The following is a 25,526-nucleotide window of genomic DNA, read 5'->3' on the forward strand; positions in this document are numbered from 1 at the left end:
GCTGCAAAAGCCCTGTGCTGCCAAGGAAGCCCTTGCATGGCCCGGCAGCATCGGCCAAACCCGCTGTGGCCCCGGGCGCGAAACCCGGGGCGCCGCATTCAATTCGCCAAGGGGAGCCGCGCCGATGCCCAAGAAACCCGCCGTCAAGGATTACATCCGCACCATCGTCGATTTCCCGCACGAAGGGATCATGTTCCGCGACGTGACCACGCTGTTTGCCGATCCGCGGGGATTTCGCATGGCCATCGACCAGATGCTGCACCCCTACGCCGGTGAGCAGATCGACAAGGTCGTGGGGCTTGAGGCGCGCGGCTTTATCCTCGGCGGCGCGATTGCCCACCAGCTGGGCACCGGCTTTGTGCCGATCCGCAAGAAGGGCAAACTGCCCGGCACCACCATCAGCCAGGACTACAAGCTGGAATACGGCGAGGCGATTGTGGAGATTCACGACGACGCCATCCAGCCGGGCGAGAAGATCCTGGTGGTCGATGACCTCTTGGCCACCGGCGGCACCGCGGGCGCGGGCATCAAGCTGATCGAACGGCTGGGCGGCGAGATCGTCTCCTGCGCCTTCATCGTCGATCTGCCGGAACTGGGCGGGCGCAAGCTGCTGGAGGACATGGGCATGGACGTGCATGTGCTCTGCGAGTTCGAGGGTCTCTGAACACCCTCAACTGACCGCCTGTGCATGTTAGGAGGGCTCCCGCCGGTCAGGCGCCTTTCCAGGGAAAGGCTGTTCCCGTTGGGCATGGCCCCTTCAGGCCCCTTGGGCCGGAAGGGGCGCGCCGCGCATCTGCGCGGCGCCGGGCCCAAAGCCGCCAGGCGGTCCGGCACAGCCGGGCAGCCGCGGGTGCGGGAGCCCCCCAAAGATACCAGACCAAATCACTCCGCGCGCAGCACCGCGCCCGGATTCATGATGCCATTGGGGTCCAGCGCCTGTTTGATGGCGCGCATCGCCGCCAGCTTGGCCGGGTCGCCATAGCGCTCCAGATCACCTGATTTCATCCGCCCCACCCCGTGCTCGGCACTAAAGGAGCCGCCGAAGGCCTGCACCAGATCATGCACCGCTTCTTTCACCGCACCGCGCGCGGCCTCATACTCCTCGCGCTTGCGGCCCTTGGCCGGGAACACGTTGTAATGCAGGTTGCCGTCGCCCAGATGGCCAAAGCAATTGATGCGGAAATCGCCCAGCCCGGCAACCGCCGCCCTGCCCCGTTCGATGAAGGCGGGGATCTCCGAAATCGGCACCGAAATGTCATGGCTGGACACCGAGCCGATAGCCTTGTTGGCCAGCGGGATATGCTCGCGCACCGCCCACAGCATCTGCCGCTGGCTGTCCGACTGGGCGATCACCCCGTCGCTGGCAAGCCCTGCCGCCTCGGCGGCTTCAAACAGCGCGGCCAGGGTGTCCTCCGCCTCCAGCCCGCGCGGCAGTCCCAGCTCGATCAGCACGCACCATTCCGGCGCCTCGGCAAAGGGCTGGCGGACCTGCGGCAGCGTCTCCGCCAGGAAATCCAGCCCCTGCCGGTGGATCAGCTCAAAGGCGCTGACGCCCTCACCCGCGTGATCCCGGGCCAGGGCCAGCAGATCAATGGCCGCCTGCGGGTCCGTCACGGTAAAGACCGCGGTGCCTTGCGACGCCGGGATCGGCGACAGTTTCAGTGCGGCAGCGGTGATCACTCCCAATGTGCCCTCGGCCCCGATCAGCAGGTTCCGCAGGTCATAGCCGGTATTGTCTTTCCTGAGCCGCGACAGCCCGTTCCAAATCTCGCCTGAAGGCAGCACCGCCTCCAGCCCCAGGCAGAGGTCGCGGGCATTGCCGTAGCGCAGTACGTTAACGCCGCCCGCATTGGTCGCAAGGTTGCCGCCGATCCTCGCCGAACCTTCTGCCGCCAGTGACAGCGGGAACAGGCGCCCGGCTTCCTGCGCCGCCGCCTGCACGTCCGCCAGAATGGCGCCACCTTCCGCGATAAGGACATTCTCCCGGGCGTGCACCGCCCGGATCGCCGCCATCCGCTCCAGCGAGATCAGCAGCGGCGCCGGTCCCTTCGCCATCACCTGGCCGCCGACCAGCCCGGTGCCGCCGCCATAAGGTACAACCGGCACCCGCGCGGCATTGGCTTCGCGGACCAGGATGGACACTTCCTCCACGCTGCGCGGCAAGGCCAGCAGCCCCGCCTGCCCCCGGTACCGCCCACGCGGCTCTTCCAGATAACGCGGTTCGGGAGCGCGCAAAACGCCCTCTGGCAGCAGGGGTGACAGGCGGGCAGCAAAGGCGGGATCGGCGGGGTTCAGCGTCATGCCCTATCCATGCCGCAAGGCCCCGCAACTGGCAAGGCAGCTCACTCCCCGTCCAGCAGGTACTTGGGCCGCAGCACATGGATGGTCGGGCGGCTGGGCAAGCTGCGCAGGGACACCGACAACTCGCTGTTGCCCTCATCCACCACATCAAACTCCGGGCCGATCCGGGACAGGAAACTCTGCAGCGAATAGTCGCTGAACCAATGCATCGGAATGATCACCGAGGAGCGCAGCCGCCCCAACACCTCCAGCATCTGATCCAGCGGCAGGGTGATGCCGCCATCCACCGCCGCCATCACAACATCAAGCCGCCCCAGCGCGGCATATTGCTCCGGTGTCGGCACGTGGTGCAGGTGGCCGAGGTGGCCAATGCACAGACCCGCAGCCTCAAAAACAAAGATCGAATTGCCGCGCGCCTCCACCCCGCCAAACATGTTGCGGATGTCTGTGGGCACATTGCGGATCAGCATCTCGCCGAGGTCGAGGTGATGCTCGATGCCTGCACCAAACGGCCCCCAGCCCTCCAGCACATGCGGGATCGCGGGGTCGGGATGAGCGGTCCAATGGGTTTCATGGGCGTGGTTCATGGTGACCACATCCGGGATCAGCGGCGCAGCGCCGGTGAAGCCGGTGAAATCGGTGACCACATTCAGCCCGCCCTCGGTGCGCAGCAGGAACGAGGCATGGGCGATGTAGCGGATCTGCACGCTGTCTTCTGCCACCGGGTCCTGCCAGCTGGCCTGCTGCAGGTACTCCAGACCGGGCGTCGCCTCTGCCAGGGCAATGCAATGGCTCTGCCTCCGCTCCTGCGCCTGGAGGGCAGCGGAACACAGAATGAAACACAGGAAAGTGGCAAACGCGCGCATGAGGCAGGTTCTAGGGCGCAAACCGCCATTGTCAGCCCTTACCGCAGAAAATTCGCCCTGCAAGCGCTCCCGCCTGCGCCAGCGGAATTGAAAATTCCGCACCGCCGTTGGGCGTGGCGCCCTGCTAGCGCAGGGCGCAGCACCGTTTGCCCCACGCGCCGCGCCGCACCGCAGGGGCGGCGCCCGGCCCAACGGGAGCGGCGCATCTTCTGATGCGCAAGCGACGGGCGGGAGCACCTCGCTAATAGAATGTTTTGCTTAGGCCTGCCCCGCCAGCGTCTTGCCGCGGCGGTCGTGGCGCAGGGAGGCATAAAGCACATGGGTGCGCCAGCGGCCATTGATCTGCAGATAGGACTGGGCCACGCCCTCATACTTGAAGCCGGATTTCTCCAGCAGCCCGCGCGACGCCTGGTTTTCCGGCAGGCAGGCGGCCTCGATCCGGCTCAGGTCCAGCTTGGTGAAGGCATGATGCACCACCGCGCCGATCGCCTCGCGCATGTAGCCCTGGCGGGCAAACGACTGGCCGGTCCAGTAGCCAAGCGTGCCGGCCTGGGCCGGGCCGCGCCGGATATTGTCCAGGGTAATCGCCCCGACCAGCAGGTTGTCGGACCGGCGGATCAGGAACAGCGGCAGCGCGGTGCCGCCGGAAACCGACCGCCGCGCCCAGTAGACCCTGTTGGTAAAGCTCTTGCGGCTGAGGTGGTCCGCCGCCCAGCTGGGTTCCCACGGGGTAAGATAGGGCTGGCTCTGCAGCCTCAATGCCGCCCAGCCGTGAAAATCCGCATGCACCGGCGGCCTGAGGGTCAGGCGCTCGGTTTCGATACGGACCTTGCGGCGGTTGAGCAGCATCAGGCGGCGCGCCTCTCCTGCAGCCGCTCCAGCGCCGGGGCGTCCGCGACCGGGCCGTACAAAGCCAGCGCCGCAGGCGCCGTCACCGCCATGGTCTCCGCCAGCTCGCGCACGTCCTTGGTGGTGACCGCATTGATCCGCTCCACCGTGCGCTCCAGCGACGGCACCTTGCCCCAGATCTGCACCAGCCGCGCCAGCCGTTCAGCCCGGTTCGAGGGGCTTTCCAGCCCCATCAGCATCCCGGCCTTCATCTGGGCGCGGGCGCGCTCCACCTCGGCATCGCTCATGTCGTCCGCGGCGCGTTTCATCTCGTCGATGGTGATGCCTGCCAGCTCCGTCAGCTGTTCACCCGAGGTGCCTGCATAGACGGTCATCGAGCCGGTATCGGCATAAGAGCCCGCTTGCGAGAAGATCGTGTAGCAGAGGCCGCGTTTTTCGCGCACCTCCTGGAACAAGCGCGAGGACATGCCGCCGCCCAGGGCGCTGGCATAGATCTGCGCGGTGTACATCGACTGGTCGCGGTAGCCGGGGCCTTCAAAAGCCAGCGCGAAATGCGCCTGCTCCAGATCCTTCACTTGCCGCGCCTCGCCGCCGGTGAACTGCGCGCCCTCGGCGGTGAACTCCGGCTTGGCCTCCATATGGCCGAACAGTTGCTCCGCCAGTTTGACCAGCGCATCGTGATCGACGCCGCCCGCCGCCGCCAGGATCATCTGGCCGGGGCCGTAGTGTTCACCGACAAAGCCCTGCAGATCCTCGCGGCTGAAGCTGCGCACACGTTCCGCAGGCCCCAGAATGGTCCGCCCCAGCGGCTGCCCGCGGTAGCTTTCCTCCTGCAGCCAGTCAAAGATCACGTCGTCCGGCGTGTCCAGCGACTGGCCGATCTCCTGCAGGATCACCCCGCGCTCAACCTCGATCTCGCGCTGGTCGAACACCGGATTGAGCAGGATATCCCCGATCACATCCACCGCCAGCGGCACGTCGTCTTTCAGCACCCGGGCGTAATAGGCCGTCACCTCGCGCGAGGTGTAGGCGTTGATATAACCGCCCACATCCTCGATCTCCTCTGCGATCTGCAGGGCCGAGCGCCGCTTGGTGCCCTTGAAGGCCATGTGCTCCAGAAAATGGGCAATGCCGTTCTGCTCCAGCCGCTCGTGGCGGCCGCCGGCGCTCACCCAGATCCCGACCGCCGCGGATTCCAGACCCGGCATATGCTCGGAGACGATACGGAACCCGTTGGCGAGTGTGTGCTGCTGAACTGTCAATTCGCGATGTTCTTTCTGATGTGATCCTCAAGGGCAGCCAGATCATTGGCGATCCGGGTGACCCGTTCCGGCCTCTCATACAGGTCGGACATGCGCGGCGGCAAGGGCGGATGAATGCCGCTGGCTTCTTCCACAGCAGCCGGGAATTTCGCCGGGTGCGCTGTGGCCAGCGTGATCATCGGTACCTCCGCCTTGCGGTGTTCGTTCGCCACTTTCACGGCAACCGCGCCATGCGGGCAAATCAGTTCGCCAGAGGACGCCAGCTCGGACTTGATGGTCGCCAGCGTCTCTTCCTCGGAGGTGCGGCCAGAGGTGTAATTCTCCGCCAGCGCCTGCATCGCGCCCTGCGACACGTCAAAGCCGCCGTTCTTCAGTTCATCCATCAACAGCGCCACCGCCTTGCTGTCCTGCCCGTAGGCATAGAACAGCGCGCGTTCAAAGTTCGAAGACACCTGAATGTCCATCGAGGGAGAGATCGAGGGCTGGGTGTCGCCCTTGTAGTAGCCCTGCCCGGACAGGCAGCGGTGCAGAATGTCGTTCTGGTTGGTGGCAACCACCAGCTGGTCGATCGGCAGACCCATCTGCTTGGCGATGAAACCCGCAAAGATGTCACCGAAGTTGCCGGTCGGCACGGTGAAGCTCACCTTGCGCTGCGGCGCGCCCAGCGACACGGCGGAGGAGAAGTAATAGACCACCTGCGCCAGCACCCGCGCGATGTTGATCGAGTTGACGCCCGCCAGCTTTACGCCGTCGCGGAAGTCGAAGTCGTTGAACATGTCCTTCACACGCGCCTGGCAGTCGTCGAAGTCGCCATCGACGGCCAGCGCGTGCACATTGGCGTCCTGCGGCGTGGTCATCTGGCGGCGCTGCACCTCGGACACGCGGCCATGCGGGTAGAGGATGAACACATCCACATTGTTCAGGCCGCGGAAGGCTTCCATGGCGGCAGAACCGGTGTCGCCGGAGGTGGCGCCTGCAATGGTCACCCGGTCGCCGCGGCGCTCCAGTGCAGCCTGGAACAGCTGGCCGATCAGCTGCATCGCAAAGTCCTTGAACGCCAGCGTGGGGCCGTGGAACAGCTCCAGCAGGAAATGGTTCGGCGCCAGCTGCTTCAGCGGTGCCCGGGCGGCGTGTTCAAAGCCCGCGTAGGCGCGGGCGATGATGGCGCGGAATTCCTCATCGGTGAAGCAATCGCCGACGAAGGGCCGCATGACGCGGAACGCGGTTTCCTCATAGGACAGCCCCGCCAGCGCCGCGATGTCGTCCTGGGACATCTGCGGGATTTCCGCCGGCACATACAGGCCGCCGTCACGCGCGAGGCCGGTCAGCATCGCATCTTCAAAGGTCAGCTCGGGCGCTTGGCCCCGGGTCGAGATATATTTCATCGCCTTCAGCTCTTTCGGGTTCAGGGGCGGCTGCGCCGCAGGAAGTAGACGGTCATCGCGGCCCAGATAAAGGCCAGCGAAAACCAGGTGATCGCATATTGCAAGTGGTTGTTCGGGATGCCCGCAGTTGTCACAGCCTGCGGAGTGACCGCCGCCTCAGGCGCTGTGCTGCGGGCGACAATCAAAACGGGTTCGGTGTTCAGGCGCTCTGCCATATAAGCCACGTCCCTGGCATAGAGGATATTGGTGTCCACTTCCGGCGCGGGCGTCGTCCAGTCGCCCTCATCCGGCCAGAGAAGATTGCCGGTGACGGTTGCCTGCCCGATGCTGAGAGATGTGGTCTTTTCAGCGGCAGGGATGAAGCCCCGGTCCAACAGGACACGCCGGCCATCGGTGGTCACGAATGGGGCAATGACCCGGTACCCCGTTTCGGCGTCTTTGGTGACCCAGAACACATGCAGCGCATTGCCTTCGATTTCACCCTCGACGGTAACGGCCCGGTAGCGGTCTTGCTCCTTCACCGGGACTTGCGGCAAAGCCGCCGGTGCAGCCGCGATGCTGGCCTCAATCGTCTGAAGCAGGTCTTCCTTCCAGCCCATGCGCTGCAGCTGCCAGGTGCCTAGGCCGATCAGTATCGCCAGGCCCGCGCCTCCGATGATCAACAGGAAGATGACACGCCGCATCCGGGCCGCTCCGCTTCAAAAGACAAGGCGCGCAAGGTGTCCCCTGCGCGCCTTGCTCATTAAGGTCTGTCTGCGGTTTTTGGAACCGCAAACATGTAACCGTTACAAACCGGAGGTGCCCCAGATGTAGACGGCCACGAACAGGAACAGCCAGACAACGTCCACGAAGTGCCAGTACCAGGCAGCCGCCTCAAAGCCGACGTGCTGCTCGGGGGTGAAATCACCCTTCATCGCGCGGATCAGGCAGACGGTCAGGAAGATGGTGCCGATGATCACGTGGAAACCGTGGAAGCCGGTTGCCATGAAGAAGTTCGAGTAAAACTCGTCTTCGCCGAACTTCCAGCCTTCATGCAGCAGGTGGGCGTATTCATAGCCCTGCAGCGCGGTGAAAGCGATGCCGAAGGCGATACCGATCGCCAGGCCCTGGATCAGCGCCTTGCGGTCGTTGTTGTGCACCAGCGCGTGGTGCGCCCAGGTCACGGCACAGCCGGACAGCAGCAGGATCAGGGTGTTGATCAGCGGCAGGTGAAACGGGTCGACCGGGTAGATCGCCGGGGCCACATATTCAGTGCCGACATAGGTCTCCATCGGGTACATGGCGTGTTTGAAGAACGACCAGAACCAGGCGAAGAAGAACATCACCTCGGACATCACAAACAGGATGAAGCCATAGCGCAGGCCGATGCGGACGACGGGGGTGTGATCGCCGACCTTGCTTTCGGCAACAACTTCGGACCACCAGGCGAAGGCCGAGTACAGCACGGCAACAAAGCCGATCCAGAAGGCCCAGGCGGTGATGCCCTTCATCCAGAACACTGCGCCAACCAGCATGACGAAGGTGCCCACTGCGGCAGCCAGCGGCCAGATCGACGGCGGCAGAATGTGATAATCGTGATTTTTAGCATGCGCCATTTAAGTGTCCCTCACCTAGCGGCCTAGTTCGTGGTTGTGCCTGCCCCGGTGTTACCCCCGGTGTCGAGAGCGGCAACGCCCTCGGGCAGATCGATTTCATGGAACGTGTACGACAGCGTGATCGTATGCACGTATTTTGCGTCCCGGTCGTCAATGATTTCCGGGTCAACATAGAAGGTCACGGGCATCTGCACCCGCTCCCCCGGCTGAAGCACCTGCTCGGTAAAGCAGAAGCAGTCGATTTTCTCAAAGAACCCGCCGGCCTGATAGGGCGCCACATTGTAGGACGCCTGCCCCGCCACGGGGCGGTCGGTCGGGTTATAGGCCTCGTAAAAGGCCAGGCCGGTTTCCCCCAGCTTGATCTCCATCTCGCGCTGCATCGGCTTGAATTCCCACGGCATGCCGCGTTCCTTGGAGCCGTCAAAGCGGACTTTGATGGTCTGGTCCAGAACCGTGTCCGATCCCGCGCTGGCCACGCCGGTGACGCCGCCAAAGCCGGTGACGCGGCAGAACCAGTCATAAAACGGCACCGACGCCCAGGACAGCCCGCCCATCAGGACGACAACGCCGACCAGCTGGACAACAGTCTTTTGGGGCCCCTGCAGCGCCATCAGTTCTGCTCCCCCTGTTCACCAGAGGACTGTGCATCGGGGAACTTGAAGCTGGCCGAAGTCACCTTGACCATGGTCAGCGCCATGATCAGCACCACAAAGGCCGCCAGCAGAATGCCGACTCCCTTGTTCAGGCCGGAGCGGCGCTTGTGGATCTCATGTTCCTTTCGCAGGGCCATCTTACCAGCCTCCCAAGCCATAGGGCTTCAGCAAAGCCTCGGCCAGAATGGCGCCGAAATGCAGGAACAGATACAGCAGCGACAGCTTGAAGAAACTGCGCTCCACCTTGAAATTGTCACCCTCGGAATCATCCTCGTCGCGGCGGGTGATCTTCCAGGCGCCATGCAGGAACAGCGCGTTCATCACCAGCGCCGCGGCCAGATAGATCGGGCCGCCAATGCCGGAGAACGCGGTGCCAACAGCCAGCACGGCCAGCAGCACGGTATAGGCCAGGATGTGAATGCGGGTAGAGCGGCGGCCGTGGGTCACGGTCAGCATCGGCACGCCCGCGTCGTCATAGTCAGAGCGCATGAACAGCGCCAGCGCCCAGAAATGCGGCGGCGTCCACATGAAGGTCAGCAGGAACATCAGCCAGGGCTCAACCGACATGGTGCCGGTGGCGGCGATCCAGCCGATGACCGGCGGGAAGGCTCCAGCGGCACCGCCAATCACAATGTTCTGCGGCGTCGCCCGCTTCAGCCACATGGTGTAGACCACCACGTAAAAGAAGATGGTGAAGGCCAGGAACGCACCGGCAAAGACATTGGCGGCCAGCGCCAGCATGATCACCGACAGGCCCGACAGCGCCAGGCCGAACGCCAGCGCCTCGCCGGCCTCAACCTTGCCCGCCGGGATCGGGCGCGACTTGGTGCGCTTCATCACCTTATCGATATCCGCGTCCCACCACATGTTCAGCGCGCCGGAGGCACCGCCGCCGATGGCAATGAACAGGATCGCGCAGAAGCCGACAACGGGATGCACAGAAACCGGCGCGGCCAGCAGGCCGACCAGAGCGGTGAACACCACCAGCGACATGACACGGGGCTTCAGCAGGGCGAAATAATCGCCAAAGCTGGCCTCGTCCTCATATGCCCGGCTTGCGTTGATGCTTGCGTCGCTCATCTTGGGTCCTTTGGCGGCAACGGGTGCGCAAGCTTGCGCACCCAGATCTTGTCACTGTACCACACGGCGCCCCTGCAGGCCCCATGCGGCCAGGCTATCAGTTGGAAGCGACCTGGTAGGCCTGCGGGATGCCCGCGAATTCTTCCTTGGCGCCTTCCAGCCAGGCGTCATATTCTGCCTGGGTCACCACTTTGACGGTGATCGGCATATAGGCGTGGTCCTTGCCGCACAGCTCAGAGCACTGGCCGAAGTAGATGCCTTCCTTGCCTTCTTCGACCTTGAACCACAGCTGTGCCAGACGGCCGGGAACCGCGTCCTGCTTCACGCCGAAGGCCGGGATGGTCCAGGAGTGGATCACGTCAGCGCCGGTCACGTTCATCACGATGGTCTTGCCCGACGGCACCACAACGGCGGTGTCGGTGGCCAGCAGGTACTCATCCTCGGCATAGCCGTTTGCGGCCAGGTCTTCTTTCGGCAGCATGAAGCTTTCAAAGCCGAACTCGTGGTCGGAATACTCATAGCCCCAGTACCATTGGTAGCCGGTCACCTTGATGTTGATGTCGCCTTCCGGGATTTCCTGCTGCGCAAACAGCTGCGGCAGCGAGAAGGAGCCGATGAACACCAGCACCAGGATCGGGATCACGGTCCAGGCGATTTCGATCGGGGTGTAATGGCTGAACTTTGCCGGGGTCGGGTTGGCGCGCTTATTGAACCGGACGATCGCCCACAGCAGCAGCGCAGCAACGAAAATGCAGATCACGGTGATGATCACCAGGATCATCCAGTCCAGCTTGTGGATCCCTTCCATCAGCGAGGTCGCCGCCGGCTGGAAGTTCAGGCCGCCGTCCACCGGCTTACCAATGGTTTTCAGGCCTTCTTGCGCCATTGCTGGAAGGCTCGAAAGGCCGGCGAAAAGGCCCGAAAGCATCAAAGCGTTTTTCATGTTCTGTCCTGATCGGTTGATCGTATTGTTCCTGCGGCAGCACGAAATGCATGGGAATCAATGATTCCGCAAAACGCACCTGCCCCGTTGTCTTTGATGCAGCTTAAAACCATATTCGGGCGTACAGATAAAGAGGCAGCCAAGCGTCAAACCGTCGCTTTCTTGATTTAGATCAAAAAATCTGAGGACCGTGCCATGGAAAACCCATCCTTCCGACCCTTCGAAACCGCGCTTCCGGAGGATGAGGCGCTGGCCACCCTGCGTGATGCCCTGAACGGTGCCGAGGACGGCGAGATCTTTGCCGAACGCCGCAAGTCGGAGGCGCTGTCCTTTGATGACGGGCGGCTGCGCAGCGCCAGCTACGATGCCTCCGAAGGCTTTGGTTTGCGGGCCGTGAACGGCGATGTGGCTGGATATGCCCATTCCACCGACGTCTCCATCGCCTCGCTGCGGCGGGCGGCGGAAACCGCCAAGCTGGCGGTTGGCACCGGCGGCGGCACCTATGCGGACGCGCCGCTGGCCACCAACAAGAAGCTTTATACCGACGCCGACCCGATCAGCGCCATGCCCTTCCCGGTCAAGGTGGAGACGCTGCGCGAGATCGACGATTACGCCCGCAATCTCGACAAACGCGTGGTGCAGGTGTCCGCGTCATTGGCCGCCTCCCTGCAAGAGGTGGAGATCCTGCGCGCCGACGGGGTGCGCGTGCGCGACACCCGCCCGATGGCGCGCCTGAATGTCTCCGTCATCGTCGAAAAGGACGGCCGCCGCGAGAGCGGCTCCGCCGGCGGCGGCGGGCGGCTGGGCCTGGACGGGCTGGTCGATCCCGCGCACTGGCAGGCTCAAGTGCAAGAGGCGCTGCGCATCGCCCTGGTTAACCTGGATGCAGTCCCTGCCCCAGCGGGGGAAATGGACGTGGTGCTTGGCCCCGGCTGGCCCGGCATCCTGCTGCACGAGGCAATCGGCCACGGGCTGGAGGGCGATTTCAACCGCAAGGGCTCCTCTGCCTTTGCCGGTTTGATGGGCCAGCAGATCGCCGCCAAGGGCGTCACGGTGCTGGATGACGGCACCATCCCCGACCGGCGCGGCTCCATCACCGTCGATGACGAGGGCACCCCCAGCCAGAAGACCACGCTGATCGAGGACGGGGTTCTGGTCGGCTTCATGCAGGACCGCCAGAACGCGCGGCTGATGGGGGTCTCCCCCACCGGCAACGGGCGGCGGCAAAGCTATGCCCATGCACCGATGCCGCGGATGACCAATACCTACATGCTGGGCGGCGAGGCTGACCCCGGCGACCTGGTGGCGGGCATCAAGAACGGCATCTGGGCGGTGGGCTTTGGCGGCGGCCAGGTCGATATCACCAACGGCAAGTTCGTGTTTTCCTGCACCGAGGCCTACCGCGTGAAGGACGGCAAGGTCGGTGAACCGGTTAAGGGCGCCACCCTGATCGGCGACGGCGCCACCGCGCTCAAACAGATTCGCGGCCTTGGAAATGACATGGCGCTGGACCCCGGCATGGGCAACTGCGGCAAGGCCGGGCAATGGGTTCCGGTCGGCGTTGGCCAGCCGTCTGTGCTGATGGGCGGGCTGACAGTTGGCGGCTCTGCTGCGTAAATTCGCGGCAAAACCATATGCTTGCCGCAAAATCCGGGGCCCGGCTGTACAGCCAGCCGGGCCAAAACGCTGCAAGCACAATCGCACAACCTTTGATTGCATGTGAATTTCTTAAGCAGTTTTCACAACTTAGCAAAAATTTTCAGGGCATTGCCAAAATCTTTCCAGCCGTTCACCACCTGTTAACCCCCTCAAGGTTAATTCTTGTCCTGCAAACAGGCGGAGCTGCGGATGACCGAAGAAACACTTTCTTCCACTCACCCCCCACTCCCACCCACCACGGAAGATGACCGGTATTCATGGCTTCGCCTTTTGCGCTCCAAACGGGTTGGCCCGGTGACCTTTCACCGGCTGCTCGCAGAATATGGTTCAGCGCAGAACGCGCTGGATGCGCTGCCCGAAGTGGCACGCTCCGCAGGCATCAAAGGGTATGAAACATGCCCTGCCAAGGCGGTGGACAAGGAACTCAAGACCGCAAAAGCCGCCAAAGCGCGGCTTTTGTGCTTTTCGGACCCCGAATATCCAGCTCTGCTCAAAGGCATCAAAGATGCCCCGCCCCTGCTGTGGGCCATCGGCGATCTGTCGGTGCTGGACCGCCCGATGATCTCGATGGTCGGCGCCCGCAATGCCTCCTCGCTGGGGGTACGGATGGCCCGGTCGCTGGCCCATTCCCTTGGTGAGGCCGGGAATGCTGTGGTCTCCGGCATGGCCCGCGGCATCGACACCGCCGCCCATCAGGCCGCTTTGAAAACCGGCACTATCGCGGTGCTGGCAGGCGGGGCGGACGTGATCTACCCGGCGGAAAACGCCAAACTTGCGGCTGACATCACTGAGACCGGGCTGCGGCTGTCAGAGCAGCCCATGGGCCTCACACCGCAGGCCCGCGATTTCCCCAAACGCAACCGGATCATTGCCGCCATGTCCCGCGCAGTGGTGGTGGTGGAGGCGGCTGCCAAATCCGGCAGCCTGATCACCGCCCGCGACGCCCTCGACTATGGCCGCGAGGTTCTGGCGGTGCCCGGCCACCCGTTTGATGCGCGCAGTTCCGGCTGCAACCGGCTGATCCGCGACGGCGCCACCCTGGTCCGCGACGCAAGCGACGTGCTGGAGGCGCTGCCGCCGCAGGAAATGCCAGCCGCGCCGGCCTGCGCACCGCAGGACCTTCAGCAAGCGCTTGCCGCCCTGCCGCCGCCCCCGCCGCAGCGGCGCAGCCTGGCGGAAACTCACGCCCTGCATCAGCAGATCCTCGGCAGTCTCGGCCCCTCCCCCACATCCGAGACGCAGTTGATCCGCGACCTGTCCCTGCCGCCGCAGGATCTGGCCCCCGCGTTGACGGACCTGGAACTGGACGGCGCGATCCGCCGCGAACCCGGCGGCCTGCTGTCCCGGGCCTACCCTGAAGACGACGATTAATCCCCTGTCTCTGAAACGGCGGCAAAGCGGCATCCGGAACCAGGCAAATCGCTCTGCAGCAGGTCCGCAAAGGCAGGAATTGCACCGCGTCCATTGCACCCGGATTGACATTCTCCCCTTGCGCCCCACATCCTGCCCCGCCATAGAACCCGGCAAACCGGTCCGAAGAGGTATCAGAATTTATGCCAGTAGTAGTTGTCGAATCCCCGGCCAAAGCAAAAACAATCAATAAATATCTTGGCCCCGACTATACGGTTCTGGCGTCTTACGGGCATGTGCGCGACCTGCCGCCCAAGGACGGATCGGTCGACACCGACAATGATTTCGGCATGACCTGGGAGGTCGCCAACGATTCCCGCAAGCATGTGAAGGCCATCGCCGACGCGCTGAAAGACGACAATGCGCTGATTCTCGCCACCGACCCCGACCGCGAGGGAGAGGCAATCAGCTGGCACCTGCAGGAGGCGCTGACCAAACGGCGCTCGATCAAGAAGGACACCGCCGTCAGCCGGGTGACCTTCAACGCGATCACCAAGGAAGCGGTGACCGAGGCGATGCAGAACCCGCGCCAGGTCGACATGCCGCTGGTCGAGGCCTATCTGGCGCGGCGCGCTCTGGACTATCTGGTGGGCTTCAACCTGTCGCCGGTGCTGTGGCGCAAACTGCCGGGCGCGCGTTCGGCGGGCCGTGTGCAATCCGTCTGCCTGCGCCTGATCGTCGAGCGCGAGATGGAGATCGAGGCCTTCAACGCACAGGAATACTGGTCCGTGCGCGCCCAGCTGGCCACCCCCCGCGGCCAGGAGTTCGAGGCGCGCCTGACCGTCATGGGCGGCGACAAGCTCGATAAATACAGCCTCAAGAACTCGACCTCTGCTGAAATGGCGGTGCAGGCGGTGGCCTCGCGCAAGCTGTCGGTGCTGTCGGTGGAGGCCAAGCCCGCGGCCCGCAACCCCTCTGCCCCCTTCATGACCTCGACCCTGCAGCAGGAAGCCAGCCGCAAGTTCGGCATGGGCGCGCGCCAGACCATGAACGCGGCGCAGCGGCTGTATGAGGCCGGCCTCATCACCTATATGCGGACCGACGGCATCGACATGGCACCCGAAGCGGTGCAGGAAGCCCGCGCCGAGATCGAAAAGCGCTATGGCGCAGAATACGTGCCGTCCTCGCCGCGGATCTACAAGAACAAGGCAAAGAACGCGCAGGAAGCGCACGAGTGTATCCGCCCCACCGACATGAGCCGCGATGCCGCCAGCCTGAAGGTTTCGGACGACGATCAGCGCAAGCTCTATGACCTGATCTGGAAACGGACCCTCTCGTGCCAGATGGAAGGCGCCCGGCTCGAGCGCACCACCGTCGATATCGGCTCCAGCGACCAGCAGGTCGTGCTGCGCGCCACCGGTCAGGTGGTGCTGTTTGACGGCTTCATGCGGGTTTATGAGGAAGGCCGCGACGATGTGGCGGATGAGGACGACAAGCGCCTGCCGCAGATCATGCAGGGCGAGGCGCTGAAATTCGCATCCTCCTTGGCAGCGCAGGCAGAGAAGGCAGGCAAGGACGCCTCTGTCCTCTCTGAGGACGGTGCCGTGCTGGCGCTGCAACACCACACCCAGCCGCCGCCGCGCTATACCGAGGCGACCCTGGTCAAACGGATGGAAGAGCTGGGCATCGGCCGCCCCTCGACCTATGCCTCCGTGATCACCACGATCCAGGACCGCGAATACGTCCGCAAGGAAAAGAACCGCCTGTTCCCGGAGGACAAGGGCCGGATCGTTACCATCTTCCTGCTGAACTTCTTCCGCAAATACGTGGGCTATGAATTCACCGCCAATCTGGAAGAAGAACTGGACGACGTGAGCGCGGGCGACGGCGACTATAAGGAGCTTCTGGGCAAGTTCTGGCGGGATTTCTCCGCTGCCATTTCGGAAACCTCCGACCTGCGCATCACCGAGGTGCTGGACGTGCTGGATGATGCACTTGCGCCGCAGCTCTATCCGCCGCGTGAAGATGGCACCGACCCGCGCACCTGCCCGAAGTGCGGCGCAGGCCAGCTGCACCTCAAGACCTCGCGCACCGGCGGCTTTGTCGGTTGCGGCAATTACCCGGAATGCAACTACACCCGGCCGATCTCCGGTGAGGGTGCCGAAGGCTATGAGCGTATTCTGGGCGAGGACGACGGCGACGAGATCCACCTGAAATCCGGCCGCTTCGGCCCCTACGTTCAGCGCGGCGAGGCGACGCCCGAGAACAAGAAGCCGCCGCGCTCCTCGCTGCCCAAACAGGGCAAGGATTTCCTGCCCGGCTGGGGCCCGAATGAAATCACGCTGGAACAGGCGCTGACCCTGCTGACCCTGCCGCGCGAAATCGGCCAGCACCCGGACGGCGGTGCGATCCAGTCCAACCTGGGCCGCTTCGGGCCGTACATCGCGCACCAGCTGCCGGATGATGAAAAGCCGGTTTACGTGAACCTCAAGGAAACGCTGGACGTCTTTGAGATCGGCATGAACCGCGCGGTGGAGATGCTGGCCGAGAAACGCGCCAACCCGGGCCGCGGCCGCAGCCGGGCCGCAGCGAAGCCGCTGAAGGAGCTGGGCGAACACCCCGACAGCGGCGGTGCCATCAACATCATGGACGGGCGTTACGGGCCTTACGTCAAATGGGAGAAGGTGAACGCCACCCTGCCCAAGGACGTGGAGCCCAAGGACGTGACCATGGAGATGGCGGTGCAGCTGATTGCCGAGAAGTCCTCCAAGGGCGGCAAGAAAAAGGCCGCGGCGAAGAAGCCCGCCGCCAAGAAGAAACCTGCCGCCAAAAAAGCCTCGACCTAAGTCACCGGTACGATGGCGGCACGCATCAATGCCGCCATCGCCGCCTCATAAGGCGCGGACTCAGCACCTTCGGCAATGGCAAGCGCTGCCCTGTCGAAGGCCGCTGACATCACCGCCGCCAGCGCATCAAGCTCACCTTCTTTCAGGCCCGTGCCCGCAGACGCCAGCCCCGCGCGCAGCGCACTGCGCCCGCCGCCGGCATCAATTTCGTCCATCGCAGCGGCTCCCAGCACAGCGGGCCCGTCCACCAGCAGTATGCGGGCGCGGCCCGGCTTCGCCATTGCGGCAAAGAACGCCCGGCTGCCCGCCTCCAGCCCCTCCCCGCCCGGCACCTTGGCCGCGGCCTCGATTGCCTTGGTAACCGCTTGGGCCTCGGCCTCGGCAACAGCACGGAACAGCGCCTCCTTGCCATCGAAGTGATGGTAAAGCGCGCCGCGCGTGACCTCCGCGGCCTTGACGATTTCCGGCGTTGATGTCTCGGCGTAGCCCTTTTCCGAAAACAGTTTGCGGGCGGCAGCGATCAGCCGCTCACGCATGGCGGCGCGGCGCGCGGTGTTCGGGACGGGAGCATTTCTCTCTTGCATACATGCAGCCTGTATGTTTATTTCCACATACATACAGACTGTATGTTTTTCAAATGAGGTGCAAGATGAAAGTCACTCAATACTACCCGGTGCTGCAGACCAGCGATGTCGCCGCCACCGCGGCGTTTTACCAAACCCATTTTGGATTCCAGCCGGCGTTTGAATCGGACTGGTACGTGCATCTTCAGTCGAGCACTGATCCTGCCGTGAACCTGGCCATCCTGGATGGCACGCACCCCACGGTCCCAGAGGCCGGGCGCGGCAACAGTGCCGGCGTCATCCTGAACTTCGAGGTGGAGGATGCCGCAGCCGAATACACCCGGCTGACCGGCGCCGGTTTGCCGGTGCTGAAGCCGCTCACCGACGAAGACTTCGGGCAGCGCCACTTCATCACGGCAGACCCGAACGGTGTGCTGATCGACGTGATCACCCCGATCCCGCCCAGCGCGGCGTTCGCGGCGCAATACGCCGAAGACGCCCTGCCTGTATGACTTCCGGCCTTGACGGTCTGCCGGAACTGGCGGGCCGTCAAAGCGGCTCCGTAGAAATACGCAGCCGTCTCCGTATTCATTGACTCTGCACCGGCTGAGCGCCAGAACTCCCTGCAACCGGCATAATGGGAGATCTCCATGAAAAAGGTATATTCCAGCGCCGCTGAAGCGCTCGACGGGCTGCTTCACGACGGCATGTTCATCGCCGCGGGCGGCTTTGGCCTCTGCGGCATTCCCGAGCTGCTGCTGCAGGCGATCAAGGACGCGGGCACCAAGGACCTGACCTTTGCCTCCAACAACGCGGGCGTTGACGATTTCGGCATCGGCATCCTGCTGCAGACCCGGCAAGTGAAGAAGATGATCTCCTCCTACGTGGGGGAAAACGCCGAATTCATGCGCCAGTATCTGAGCGGCGAGCTGGAACTGGAGTTCAACCCGCAAGGCACCCTGGCCGAGCGCATGCGCGCCGGCGGCGCGGGCATCCCCGGCTTTTTCACCAAGACCGGCGTCGGCACCGTGATTGCCGAGGGCAAGATGGAAAAGCAGTTCCCCACCGGGCCGGACGGCGCGATGGAAGACTACATCATGGAGGAAGGCATCTTTGCCGACCTCGCCATCGTGAAGGCCTGGAAAGCGGATGAGACCGGCAACCTGGTGTTCCGCAAGACCGCCCGCAACTTCAACGCGCCGGCCGCGACCTGCGGCAAGGTCTGCGTGGTTGAGGTCGAGGAGATCGTGCCCACCGGCTCGCTGGACCCGGACTCGATCCACCTGCCCGGCATCTACGTGCACCGCATCATCAAGGGTGACCACGAAAAACGCATCGAACAGCGCACCGTCCGTCAGAAGAAGGAGCAAGCATAATGCCTTGGGACCGCAATCAGATGGCGGCACGCGCCGCGCAGGAGCTGCAGGACGGCTGGTATGTGAACCTCGGCATCGGCATCCCGACGCTGGTCTCCAACTACATCCCCGAGGGTGTGGAAGTGACCCTGCAGTCGGAGAACGGCATGCTGGGCATGGGCCCCTTTCCTTACGAGGGCGAAGAGGATGCCGACCTGATCAACGCCGGCAAGCAGACCATCACCGAGCTGCCGCAGACCGCCTATTTCGACTCGGCGCAGTCGTTTGCGATGATCCGCGGCGGCAAGATCGCAATGGCGATCCTGGGGGCGATGGAAGTGGCGGAGAACGGCGACCTGGCGAACTGGATGATCCCCGGCAAGCTGGTGAAGGGCATGGGCGGCGCCATGGACCTGGTGGCGGGCGTCGGCCGTGTGGTGGTGGTGATGGATCACGCCAACAAGCATGGTGACAGCAAGGTTCTGAAGGAATGCACCCTGCCGCTGACAGGCCGGGGCGTGGTGGACCGGATCATCACCAACCTGGGCGTTCTGGACGTTGTCGAGGGCGGGCTGAAGATCGTGGAATGCGCTGAGGGCGTCAGCGAAGACGAGCTGCGTGCAGCCACCGAAGCCACCATCGTGGACTGAGTTTCTATTTCTGAATTTGAAACGGCCCGCCTGTCTCAGGCGGGCCGTTTTCTGTTACGCCCTATACTCCGGCAGCCAGACCGGGCCGGTGGCGGGGGCGAAGGGTGTGCCAGACTGCCCCCTCAGGCGGGTTGACGATCTCGTACATGTAGACCCGCTTGTTGTACCAGTTGACGATCTTTTCCTGCCCGTCTTCGAACACCACAACGCAATAGCTGCCATCCGCCGGATCACAGCTGTCCTTGCCCAGCAAGGTTACAATGACGGGATCGGCCAGGTGCCGTTTGAACAGCACGGTGGCTTTGGTCATTTTACCCGAGGCATAAAGCCCGCCGGCAAAAAGTGCCGCCGCCAGAAGAATGAAACCGCCGCCCGAAAAGTTCCGGAACGGGTTGGACTTTGCGAGGCCGGGGCCAAAGGCCACAAAAATCATCCGGCCGAAGAAACCGACAAACGCAATGGTTCCGAACATGACAAATGTGCTGGTCACCTCTTGCGAGCCCGCGGCCACCGCCGACGGATCAATACCTAAATCCAATCTCTGTCTCCAATGACTTGTACGTCTGAAAATACCGGTCAGAAATCAGTCAACTGGGGCAGCAACAAGGCCAGCCGTCAGGGACACCGGCAATTTTCCGAAAAAACGCAGCGTCAGCCTGATCAAAGGCTTAGCGCACCTAGGGTCAGGACCGCGCAGCCATCGGACAGGACCAACGGCGGCGTCATGCGCGCCCCCCCCGGAAACGCAGCAGATTTGGCCGCCGGGGGCATTTTGCCCTTGGCGGTTTTTCCTTGCAGGTCCCTGTTTCTTTTCTTCGGTCCGTTCGGTTGTGCCTGAGGTCCCAATTAAGGGGGCGGCGCCGCCGGGGTGGAGGTGGACAGACCCCACAGGGGGCCTGCTCGGACAAGCTCGCTTGGACGACCCCCTTTTTATCAGGGCCGGTCTCCGGGTGTTGCCCATTCAGCCGCACAGATGCCTGGGCCTCGTATCATGGTCCCGCGCGCGGGATCCATGGCTGGGGGATCGCGATCATTTGGGAGTGTGGCACAGGGAAATGAGGATCGCGTGAAGGGGGCGTACGCTGGGTGCGCAACACCTTGCGGTGTGCCGTACCCACAGCTTGATGCAAAGGGCGGGCGCCTGCCCGCGGGGTGGCGCCGCAACGCTGGTGCAGGGCAAATTATCCCGGCAACGTCCGTACAAGCTTTCAATGGAGCATTACCCTTTCCAAAGCGCCAGCCCGGTGGGGCGGCCTCTCGCGCATTGCAACGCAATGCGCTGCCGGCAGGCGATTGCAAGCAATCGCCGAGAGGCAGGCGCTCGCCCGGCGTCTGCGGCTTGATTCCGGGCGGGATTCGCCCGGCTCCCCTTCCCCGGCCACTGGCTGCTGGAACCAAGGGGCGCGCAGGGGGGTCAGTTCTGCATCCGGAACACGCATCCGTCCGACAGGAACAGCGGCGGCGTCATGCACAGGCCCCGCGCCACCTGGTAAGCGGCCAGGACCTTGGGAACGTAGTCGCGCGTCTCTGCATAGGGCGGCACGCCCTGATGGCTGCGCACCGCGCCTTCGCCTGCGTTGTACCCTGCCAGAACCAGCATCGGGTCGCCGCCGAATTCCTTCATCAGCCAGTCCAGGTACCGGATGCCGCCGGAGATGTTCTGCTTGGCTTCCAGGGCATCGCTGACCCCGAACCGCGCGGCGGTGTCGGGCATCAGCTGCATCAGCCCCTGCGCACCGGCGGAACTGACAGCATCGGGCTTGCCCGCAGATTCGACGGCAATCACTGCCAGCACCAAGGCGGGCGAAACCTCCGTGCCAATGCTTTCGGTCAGGATCTGCACACCGCGCTCCTGCACGATGTCCTGCATCAGCTGCAGCCGCGGCGTCTTTAGTCCCTTGGCGCCGTTCAGGGCCTGCATCGCATCGTCCAAACGTCCCGGCCCCGCGCCCTCAATCCCCGACGCGACCTTGTCCCAGAACCAGCCGTAACGTCCCGCGGGCGGCACAGCGGCCGGGTCCCCGGCAGCAGGCGCTGCAGCTGGGGCACTCTCTGCTTCGGGTTCCGGTTCGATCTGCACAGTTATACGCTTGCCCGTTCCCGGCGCCGGAGGTTTGACGCGCTTTGCCTCAAACTCGGGAAAGGGAGTCGCCGCCTCCTGCCCGGCCGCGGCCAGGGGCATGGCGCAGAGGGCCAGCGCCAAAACTGCGTTACGCACAAACATTGCTCGGCCTGCTTTTGGTTTTCTTTGGCCTAAGACTCGGAAAACCGGGCCGCAAAATCCAGCATTTCCGCACCAGAATCTGGCGTATTCGCCATATTTGCCCCCAACTGGCGCGGAATTACCACGGGACTCCCGCCAGTAACGATTTTTTAACGCCGCAAAAACAAGGCGTTAAGGCATTTCTTTTTGAAAAGTTAAATTTGGGCAGCAATTTCCGGCTTTCAGCCCAAATCCTGCCACGCTGCACTGGCTATATGTATTCATCCAAGCCGGACAGGAACCAAAGCTGGTGAGAGAGCAGGTTCCAGAGCGACGGCAAGGTGAAGCAAATTCAGAGATCCTTTGGAGGGACCATACCATGATCAAGTTCATCAAAAACTTCCGCAAAGACGAAGACGGCGCCGTGACTGTTGACTGGGTCGTTCTGACCGCAGCTGTCGCAGCCCTGGCCGGTGTTGCCTACACCTCCGTTGCAAGCGGCGTGGACAGCGTTGCAGACGCAACCGGCACCGCCCTGACCAACTCCGTGCCGACCACCTACAGCCTGGGCGACAACCCGACCTAAGGTCCGGCTAACGTCTAAGAGAGCTATGGAAGCCGCCTGCCCTCCAGCGGGCGGCTTTCCTCATGGTTTTTGCCGCGCATAGCGGCTGCGGAGATCCTGCCGCAAAACATGATGACCGGAACCTAAGCAGAGTCTTTGTTCAGCACCCCGGCTGGGCATGCGACCGAAGGAGCGTCATGCGTACTGTATTCGGACTTATTCTCATCCTGGGTGTCGCTTTGGCCGGCGGCGCCGTGATGATGGCGAAAAAATATATCAGCTCATACCAGCAGGCTCTGGCACAGGAACGCGCAGCCCGGGTGGAAGCGGTTCCCACCGTCGACATCTTTGTTGCGACGGAAGAATTGAAATACGGCCACCGGCTGACCAAGGAAAACGTCCGTCAGGTCCGCTGGCCGCAGGAAAGCCTGCCCGAAGGGGTTTTCACCAGCCTGGAGGCTCTGTTCCCGCCGGGTGCAGACGAGACACCCCGTGTCATTCTGCGCACGATGGAGAAGAACGAGGCGATCATGGCCAGCAAGGTCACCCTGCCGGGTGAAGACGCTGGCATCACCTCGCGCCTGGAGCGCGGCATGCGTGCCTTTGCCATCCGGGTGGACGTGTCTTCCGGCGTGTCCGGCTTCCTGCGCCCCGGCGACAAGGTGGATATCTACTGGACCGGCCAGGTGCGTCAGGCCGGGGCCGCCGACGGTGAGTTCACCCGCCTCATTGAAACCAATGTCGAACTGATTGCTGTTGACCAAAAGGCAAACAGTGACATCAGCGGCGCCGTAATTGCCCGCACTGTGACGGTCGCGGCCAAGCCGGAACAGGTTGCCGCCCTTGCCCAGGCGCAGAGCACCGGAAAGCTGACCCTGGCCCTGGTTGGCGCGGGCGACGACACCGTTGCCTCAGTGATCGAAGTTGACCAGCGCAAGCTGCTTGGCCTTGGCGCGATTGAGGTGCAGCCGGAGGTGGAACGGGAAAAAGTCTGCACCGTCCGCACCCGCCGGGGCGCGGAAGTCGTGGAAATTCCGATCCCCTGCACCAACTAGAATTTCCATTCTTGCACAGACTGTTACCTTGTTCAGCCGCCCTTCTTTGCCGAAGGGCGGCTGACCTGTCTGTTGCCAAGGCCCCACATCAGCTGCCGCTTAGGAAAGGCCCCGAAGCCATTGATTCTTGCAATAATTCAGGAACTGAACCACAGTGCGGGAAACAGCGGGCAAAAAGACCCGGATTTTGAGGCGTGATCGGAAAGGCAGGTCACATGGCAATTCGACGGTTCGTGGCGGCGGCCCTGATGGGGCTTTCGCTTGTTGGCATACCGACTGCTGATGGGGCATCGGCGCAATCTCTTCGCGTGGTGAAAAAGGGCACGGCGGCGACGCTTGATGTGCCCATGAACCGCGCTGTGGTGGTGGAGAGCGAGACCCCTTTTGCAGAGCTCAGCATCGCCAATCCCAGTATTGCTGACATTTCCTCTCTCTCCGACCGCACCATTTACGTTTTGGGCAAGTCGCCGGGTCTGACCACGCTGACGCTGCTCGATGGGTCCGGCCGGCTGATCACAAACGTCGATGTCCGGGTTGCCGCAGACGTCACAGAATTCAAGCAGCGGCTGCGCCAGATCCTGCCGAACGAGAAGATCGAAGTCCGCACCGCCAATGACGGCATCGTGCTCTCGGGCACCGTCTCCAGCTCTGCCCGCCTTCAGCGCGCTTTGGATCTGGCAGAGCGCTACGCGCCGGAACGGGTCAGCAACCTGATGTCGGTCGGCGGTGTGCAGCAGGTGATGCTCAAGGTCCGCTTTGCCGAAATGCAGCGCTCGGTCTCCAAATCGCTCAGCGCCTCGCTCGGCTTCAATGGCGGCACCGGCAACGGCCGCACCGGCGGCGTCAACACTCTGAACACCTCCGGGGCGCTGGCAAACTCGCTGGCGGGCAACATCCCTGCCGCCAACGAAAACACCGGCGCCTTCCTGTTCGGCTTCAACGCTGGCTCCGTGCAGGTCAGCCTGCTGCTCGAGGCGCTGGAGCGCAAGGGCGTGGTCCGCACCCTGGCTGAGCCCAACCTGTCTGCCCTGTCGGGGCAGGAAGCGAAGTTCCTGGCCGGCGGCGAATACCCGGTTCCGGTGGCGCAGGAAAACGACGTTATCACCATTGAATTCAAGCCCTTCGGCATTGAGCTGAACTTCATTCCGCGGGTGGTTGACGGTGATCTGATCAACCTGGAACTGAACGCCGCTGTGTCCGCGATCGACCCGACCAACTCGCTGGAGCTGAACGGCCTGTCGATCGACGCCTTCTCGCGCCGCGAAACCTCGACCACGGTGGAGATGCGCGACGGTGAAAGCTTTGCCATTGCCGGCCTGATCCGGGACGAGTTCCTCGACAACTCCTCGCAGCTGCCCTGGCTGGGCGATGTTCCGGTGCTGGGCGCACTGTTCCGCAGCGCCGACTACCAGCGCGAGCAGACTGAGCTGGTCATCATCGTCAGCGCGCATCTGGTGACCCCGACCCGTGGCGAGGCGCTGACGCTGCCGACCGACCGGGTTGCGCCGCCCAGCGAAAAGGACCTGTTCCTGTTCGGGCGCACCGCCCGCACCAAAAACGGCCCCGCTGCGGAAGTGGCCAAGCAGGACTTCAACGGCTCTTACGGCTACGTGCTGGACTGATAAGGAGTGGCACATATGATCAGAACCGCTGCAATCCTCGGCCTTTTCCTGACCGCAGCCGCCTGTGAACGCGAAGCGGGGCAGGAACTGAACCGCAGGGCGACCTTCGGCGAATCCACCCTCAACAACTCAGCAGTGATGAGCGGCGAGCGCAGCTATGCGATCCAGCTGGCCAACCGGTTTGCCAAGGAAGTTCCGAACACCATCAACTTCGACTTCGACAGCACCCGTCTGGACCAGGCCGCACGTGCAGTGCTGGACCGCCAGGCGCATTGGATCAAGCAGTTTCCGGAAGTGCGTTTCCGGGTCTTCGGCCACACGGATGCCGTGGGCAGCAACGCCTACAACAAATCCCTCGGCCTGCGCCGGGCCCGCGCTGCGGTGAACTATCTGGTTTCGCGCGGCATCAGCCGCAACCGCCTGGAGGCCGTTGTTTCCTTTGGCGAAACCCAGCCGCTGATCCCCACGCCGGAGCGCGAACGCCGCAACCGCCGGACCGTGACCGAGGTGAGCGGCTTCCTGAAACGGCACCCGCAGGTTCTGGACGGCAAGTACGCTCAGATCATCTACCGCGAGTATCTGGAAAGCGCGGTGCCGGAATCGACCCTGTCCTCGCAGCAGTCGTTGTCACGGTCGCTGCAGTAAGCCTTCAGGCGCCCTACAGCGGTTACGAAGTAGTAACAATTCCCCATATTTGGGGATTTTTGGCCCCAATATCGCCTAG

25 protein-coding genes are annotated in these 25,526 nt (G+C 63.4%); 11 read left to right on the top strand and 14 right to left on the bottom strand.

Annotated elements, in window-relative coordinates; translation table 11 throughout:
• Positions 1–124: 124 nt before the first annotated feature.
• Positions 125–664 (top strand): adenine phosphoribosyltransferase, encoded by a 540-nt coding sequence (locus tag GC1_RS14940; RefSeq protein ID WP_019298359.1) that lies wholly within the window; start codon positions 125–127, stop codon positions 662–664.
• Positions 665–882: 218 nt separating this feature from the next.
• Here the strand turns inward: GC1_RS14940 and GC1_RS14945 are convergent, their stop codons facing one another.
• The 11 genes from GC1_RS14945 to coxB all read right to left on the bottom strand — a co-directional run bounded on the left by GC1_RS14945 (position 883) and on the right by coxB (position 10,934).
• Complete coding sequence (locus GC1_RS14945) at positions 883–2,301, bottom strand: FAD-binding oxidoreductase (protein ID WP_019298358.1); 1,419 nt, start codon at positions 2,299–2,301, stop codon at positions 883–885.
• 41 nt (positions 2,302–2,342) lie between these two features.
• Positions 2,343–3,167, bottom strand: a complete 825-nt coding sequence (locus tag GC1_RS14950) for an MBL fold metallo-hydrolase (protein ID WP_019298357.1) — start codon at positions 3,165–3,167, stop codon at positions 2,343–2,345.
• 258 nt (positions 3,168–3,425) lie between these two features.
• Positions 3,426–4,016, bottom strand: a complete 591-nt coding sequence (locus tag GC1_RS14955) for a GNAT family N-acetyltransferase (protein WP_019298356.1) — start codon at positions 4,014–4,016, stop codon at positions 3,426–3,428.
• Positions 4,016–5,278: a M16 family metallopeptidase gene (locus GC1_RS14960; protein ID WP_019298355.1), complete on the bottom strand. Its 1,263-nt coding sequence runs from the start codon at positions 5,276–5,278 to the stop codon at positions 4,016–4,018. Before GC1_RS14960 ends, GC1_RS14955 begins: the two co-directional genes overlap by 1 nt.
• Positions 5,275–6,663, bottom strand: coding sequence for a threonine synthase (thrC, locus tag GC1_RS14965; RefSeq protein ID WP_019298354.1), 1,389 nt, complete (start codon positions 6,661–6,663; stop codon positions 5,275–5,277). The genes GC1_RS14960 and thrC overlap by 4 nt, the downstream gene beginning before the upstream one ends.
• A 20-nt stretch (positions 6,664–6,683) precedes the next feature.
• Positions 6,684–7,346: an SURF1 family protein gene (locus GC1_RS14970; protein WP_019298353.1), complete on the bottom strand. Its 663-nt coding sequence runs from the start codon at positions 7,344–7,346 to the stop codon at positions 6,684–6,686.
• 102 nt (positions 7,347–7,448) lie between these two features.
• Positions 7,449–8,258, bottom strand: a complete 810-nt coding sequence (locus tag GC1_RS14975) for a cytochrome c oxidase subunit 3 (protein WP_019298352.1) — start codon at positions 8,256–8,258, stop codon at positions 7,449–7,451.
• A gap of 23 nt (positions 8,259–8,281) precedes the next feature.
• Entirely contained in the window at positions 8,282–8,869 is a 588-nt protein-coding gene (locus GC1_RS14980) for a cytochrome c oxidase assembly protein (RefSeq protein ID WP_019298351.1), read from the bottom strand.
• A complete protein-coding gene (locus GC1_RS14985; protein WP_019298350.1) occupies positions 8,869–9,048 on the bottom strand; it encodes a hypothetical protein in 180 nt (59 codons plus the stop codon). Before GC1_RS14985 ends, GC1_RS14980 begins: the two co-directional genes overlap by 1 nt.
• A 1-nt stretch (position 9,049) precedes the next feature.
• The gene (gene cyoE / locus GC1_RS14990) at positions 9,050–9,991 is read right to left on the bottom strand and encodes a heme o synthase (RefSeq protein WP_019298349.1); all 942 of its coding nucleotides are present in this window, start codon (positions 9,989–9,991) and stop codon (positions 9,050–9,052) included.
• Between the two features lie 97 nt (positions 9,992–10,088).
• The gene (gene coxB, locus GC1_RS14995) at positions 10,089–10,934 is read right to left on the bottom strand and encodes a cytochrome c oxidase subunit II (protein WP_019298348.1); all 846 of its coding nucleotides are present in this window, start codon (positions 10,932–10,934) and stop codon (positions 10,089–10,091) included.
• A gap of 195 nt (positions 10,935–11,129) precedes the next feature.
• Here coxB and tldD point away from each other — a divergent pair, with 195 nt between their 5' ends.
• From tldD to topA, 3 genes are all read left to right on the top strand, one after another.
• Positions 11,130–12,551: a metalloprotease TldD gene (gene tldD / locus GC1_RS15000; RefSeq protein ID WP_019298347.1), complete on the top strand. Its 1,422-nt coding sequence runs from the start codon at positions 11,130–11,132 to the stop codon at positions 12,549–12,551.
• A gap of 231 nt (positions 12,552–12,782) precedes the next feature.
• On the top strand, positions 12,783–13,964 hold the full coding sequence (dprA, locus tag GC1_RS15005; protein WP_036762742.1) for a DNA-processing protein DprA: 1,182 nt from the start codon (positions 12,783–12,785) through the stop codon (positions 13,962–13,964).
• Between the two features lie 182 nt (positions 13,965–14,146).
• Positions 14,147–16,789 (top strand): type I DNA topoisomerase, encoded by a 2,643-nt coding sequence (gene topA / locus GC1_RS15010; protein WP_019298345.1) that lies wholly within the window; start codon positions 14,147–14,149, stop codon positions 16,787–16,789.
• On the opposite strand, the gene GC1_RS15015 is transcribed toward topA, so the two are convergent.
• Entirely contained in the window at positions 16,786–17,373 is a 588-nt protein-coding gene (locus GC1_RS15015) for a TetR/AcrR family transcriptional regulator (RefSeq protein WP_029205054.1), read from the bottom strand. The two genes, topA and GC1_RS15015, sit on opposite strands and share 4 nt — an antisense overlap.
• Before the next feature lie 65 nt (positions 17,374–17,438).
• Here GC1_RS15015 and GC1_RS15020 point away from each other — a divergent pair, with 65 nt between their 5' ends.
• The 3 genes from GC1_RS15020 to GC1_RS15030 all read left to right on the top strand — a co-directional run bounded on the left by GC1_RS15020 (position 17,439) and on the right by GC1_RS15030 (position 19,357).
• Positions 17,439–17,864, top strand: a complete 426-nt coding sequence (locus GC1_RS15020; protein WP_019298343.1) for a VOC family protein — start codon at positions 17,439–17,441, stop codon at positions 17,862–17,864.
• A gap of 138 nt (positions 17,865–18,002) precedes the next feature.
• Positions 18,003–18,728: a CoA transferase subunit A gene (locus GC1_RS15025; protein WP_019298342.1), complete on the top strand. Its 726-nt coding sequence runs from the start codon at positions 18,003–18,005 to the stop codon at positions 18,726–18,728.
• The gene (locus GC1_RS15030; protein WP_019298341.1) at positions 18,728–19,357 is read left to right on the top strand and encodes a CoA transferase subunit B; all 630 of its coding nucleotides are present in this window, start codon (positions 18,728–18,730) and stop codon (positions 19,355–19,357) included. Before GC1_RS15025 ends, GC1_RS15030 begins: the two co-directional genes overlap by 1 nt.
• A gap of 61 nt (positions 19,358–19,418) precedes the next feature.
• Here the strand turns inward: GC1_RS15030 and GC1_RS15035 are convergent, their stop codons facing one another.
• Both GC1_RS15035 and GC1_RS15040 read right to left on the bottom strand, forming a co-directional pair.
• Complete coding sequence (locus tag GC1_RS15035) at positions 19,419–19,895, bottom strand: hypothetical protein (RefSeq protein ID WP_019298340.1); 477 nt, start codon at positions 19,893–19,895, stop codon at positions 19,419–19,421.
• 876 nt (positions 19,896–20,771) lie between these two features.
• Positions 20,772–21,581 (bottom strand): lytic transglycosylase domain-containing protein, encoded by an 810-nt coding sequence (locus tag GC1_RS15040; protein WP_019298339.1) that lies wholly within the window; start codon positions 21,579–21,581, stop codon positions 20,772–20,774.
• A gap of 358 nt (positions 21,582–21,939) precedes the next feature.
• On the opposite strand from GC1_RS15040, the gene GC1_RS15045 reads away from it, so the two are divergent.
• The 4 genes from GC1_RS15045 (at position 21,940) to GC1_RS15060 (ending at position 25,447) form a co-directional block, all read left to right on the top strand.
• Positions 21,940–22,146, top strand: a complete 207-nt coding sequence (locus GC1_RS15045; protein WP_019298338.1) for a hypothetical protein — start codon at positions 21,940–21,942, stop codon at positions 22,144–22,146.
• Positions 22,147–22,322: 176 nt separating this feature from the next.
• Positions 22,323–23,180 carry a Flp pilus assembly protein CpaB gene (gene cpaB / locus GC1_RS15050; protein WP_019298337.1) on the top strand — a complete coding sequence of 286 codons (858 nt, stop codon included), beginning with the start codon at positions 22,323–22,325 and terminating at the stop codon, positions 23,178–23,180.
• Positions 23,181–23,395: 215 nt separating this feature from the next.
• On the top strand, positions 23,396–24,802 hold the full coding sequence (locus GC1_RS15055; protein ID WP_029205052.1) for a type II and III secretion system protein family protein: 1,407 nt from the start codon (positions 23,396–23,398) through the stop codon (positions 24,800–24,802).
• A 15-nt stretch (positions 24,803–24,817) separates the two neighbouring features.
• Positions 24,818–25,447 carry an OmpA family protein gene (locus GC1_RS15060; RefSeq protein ID WP_019298335.1) on the top strand — a complete coding sequence of 210 codons (630 nt, stop codon included), beginning with the start codon at positions 24,818–24,820 and terminating at the stop codon, positions 25,445–25,447.
• Positions 25,448–25,526: the final 79 nt, after the last annotated feature.

Origin of the sequence: Leisingera sp. ANG1, assembly GCF_000203975.2 — a bacterium.
Lineage (GTDB): Bacteria > Pseudomonadota > Alphaproteobacteria > Rhodobacterales > Rhodobacteraceae > Leisingera.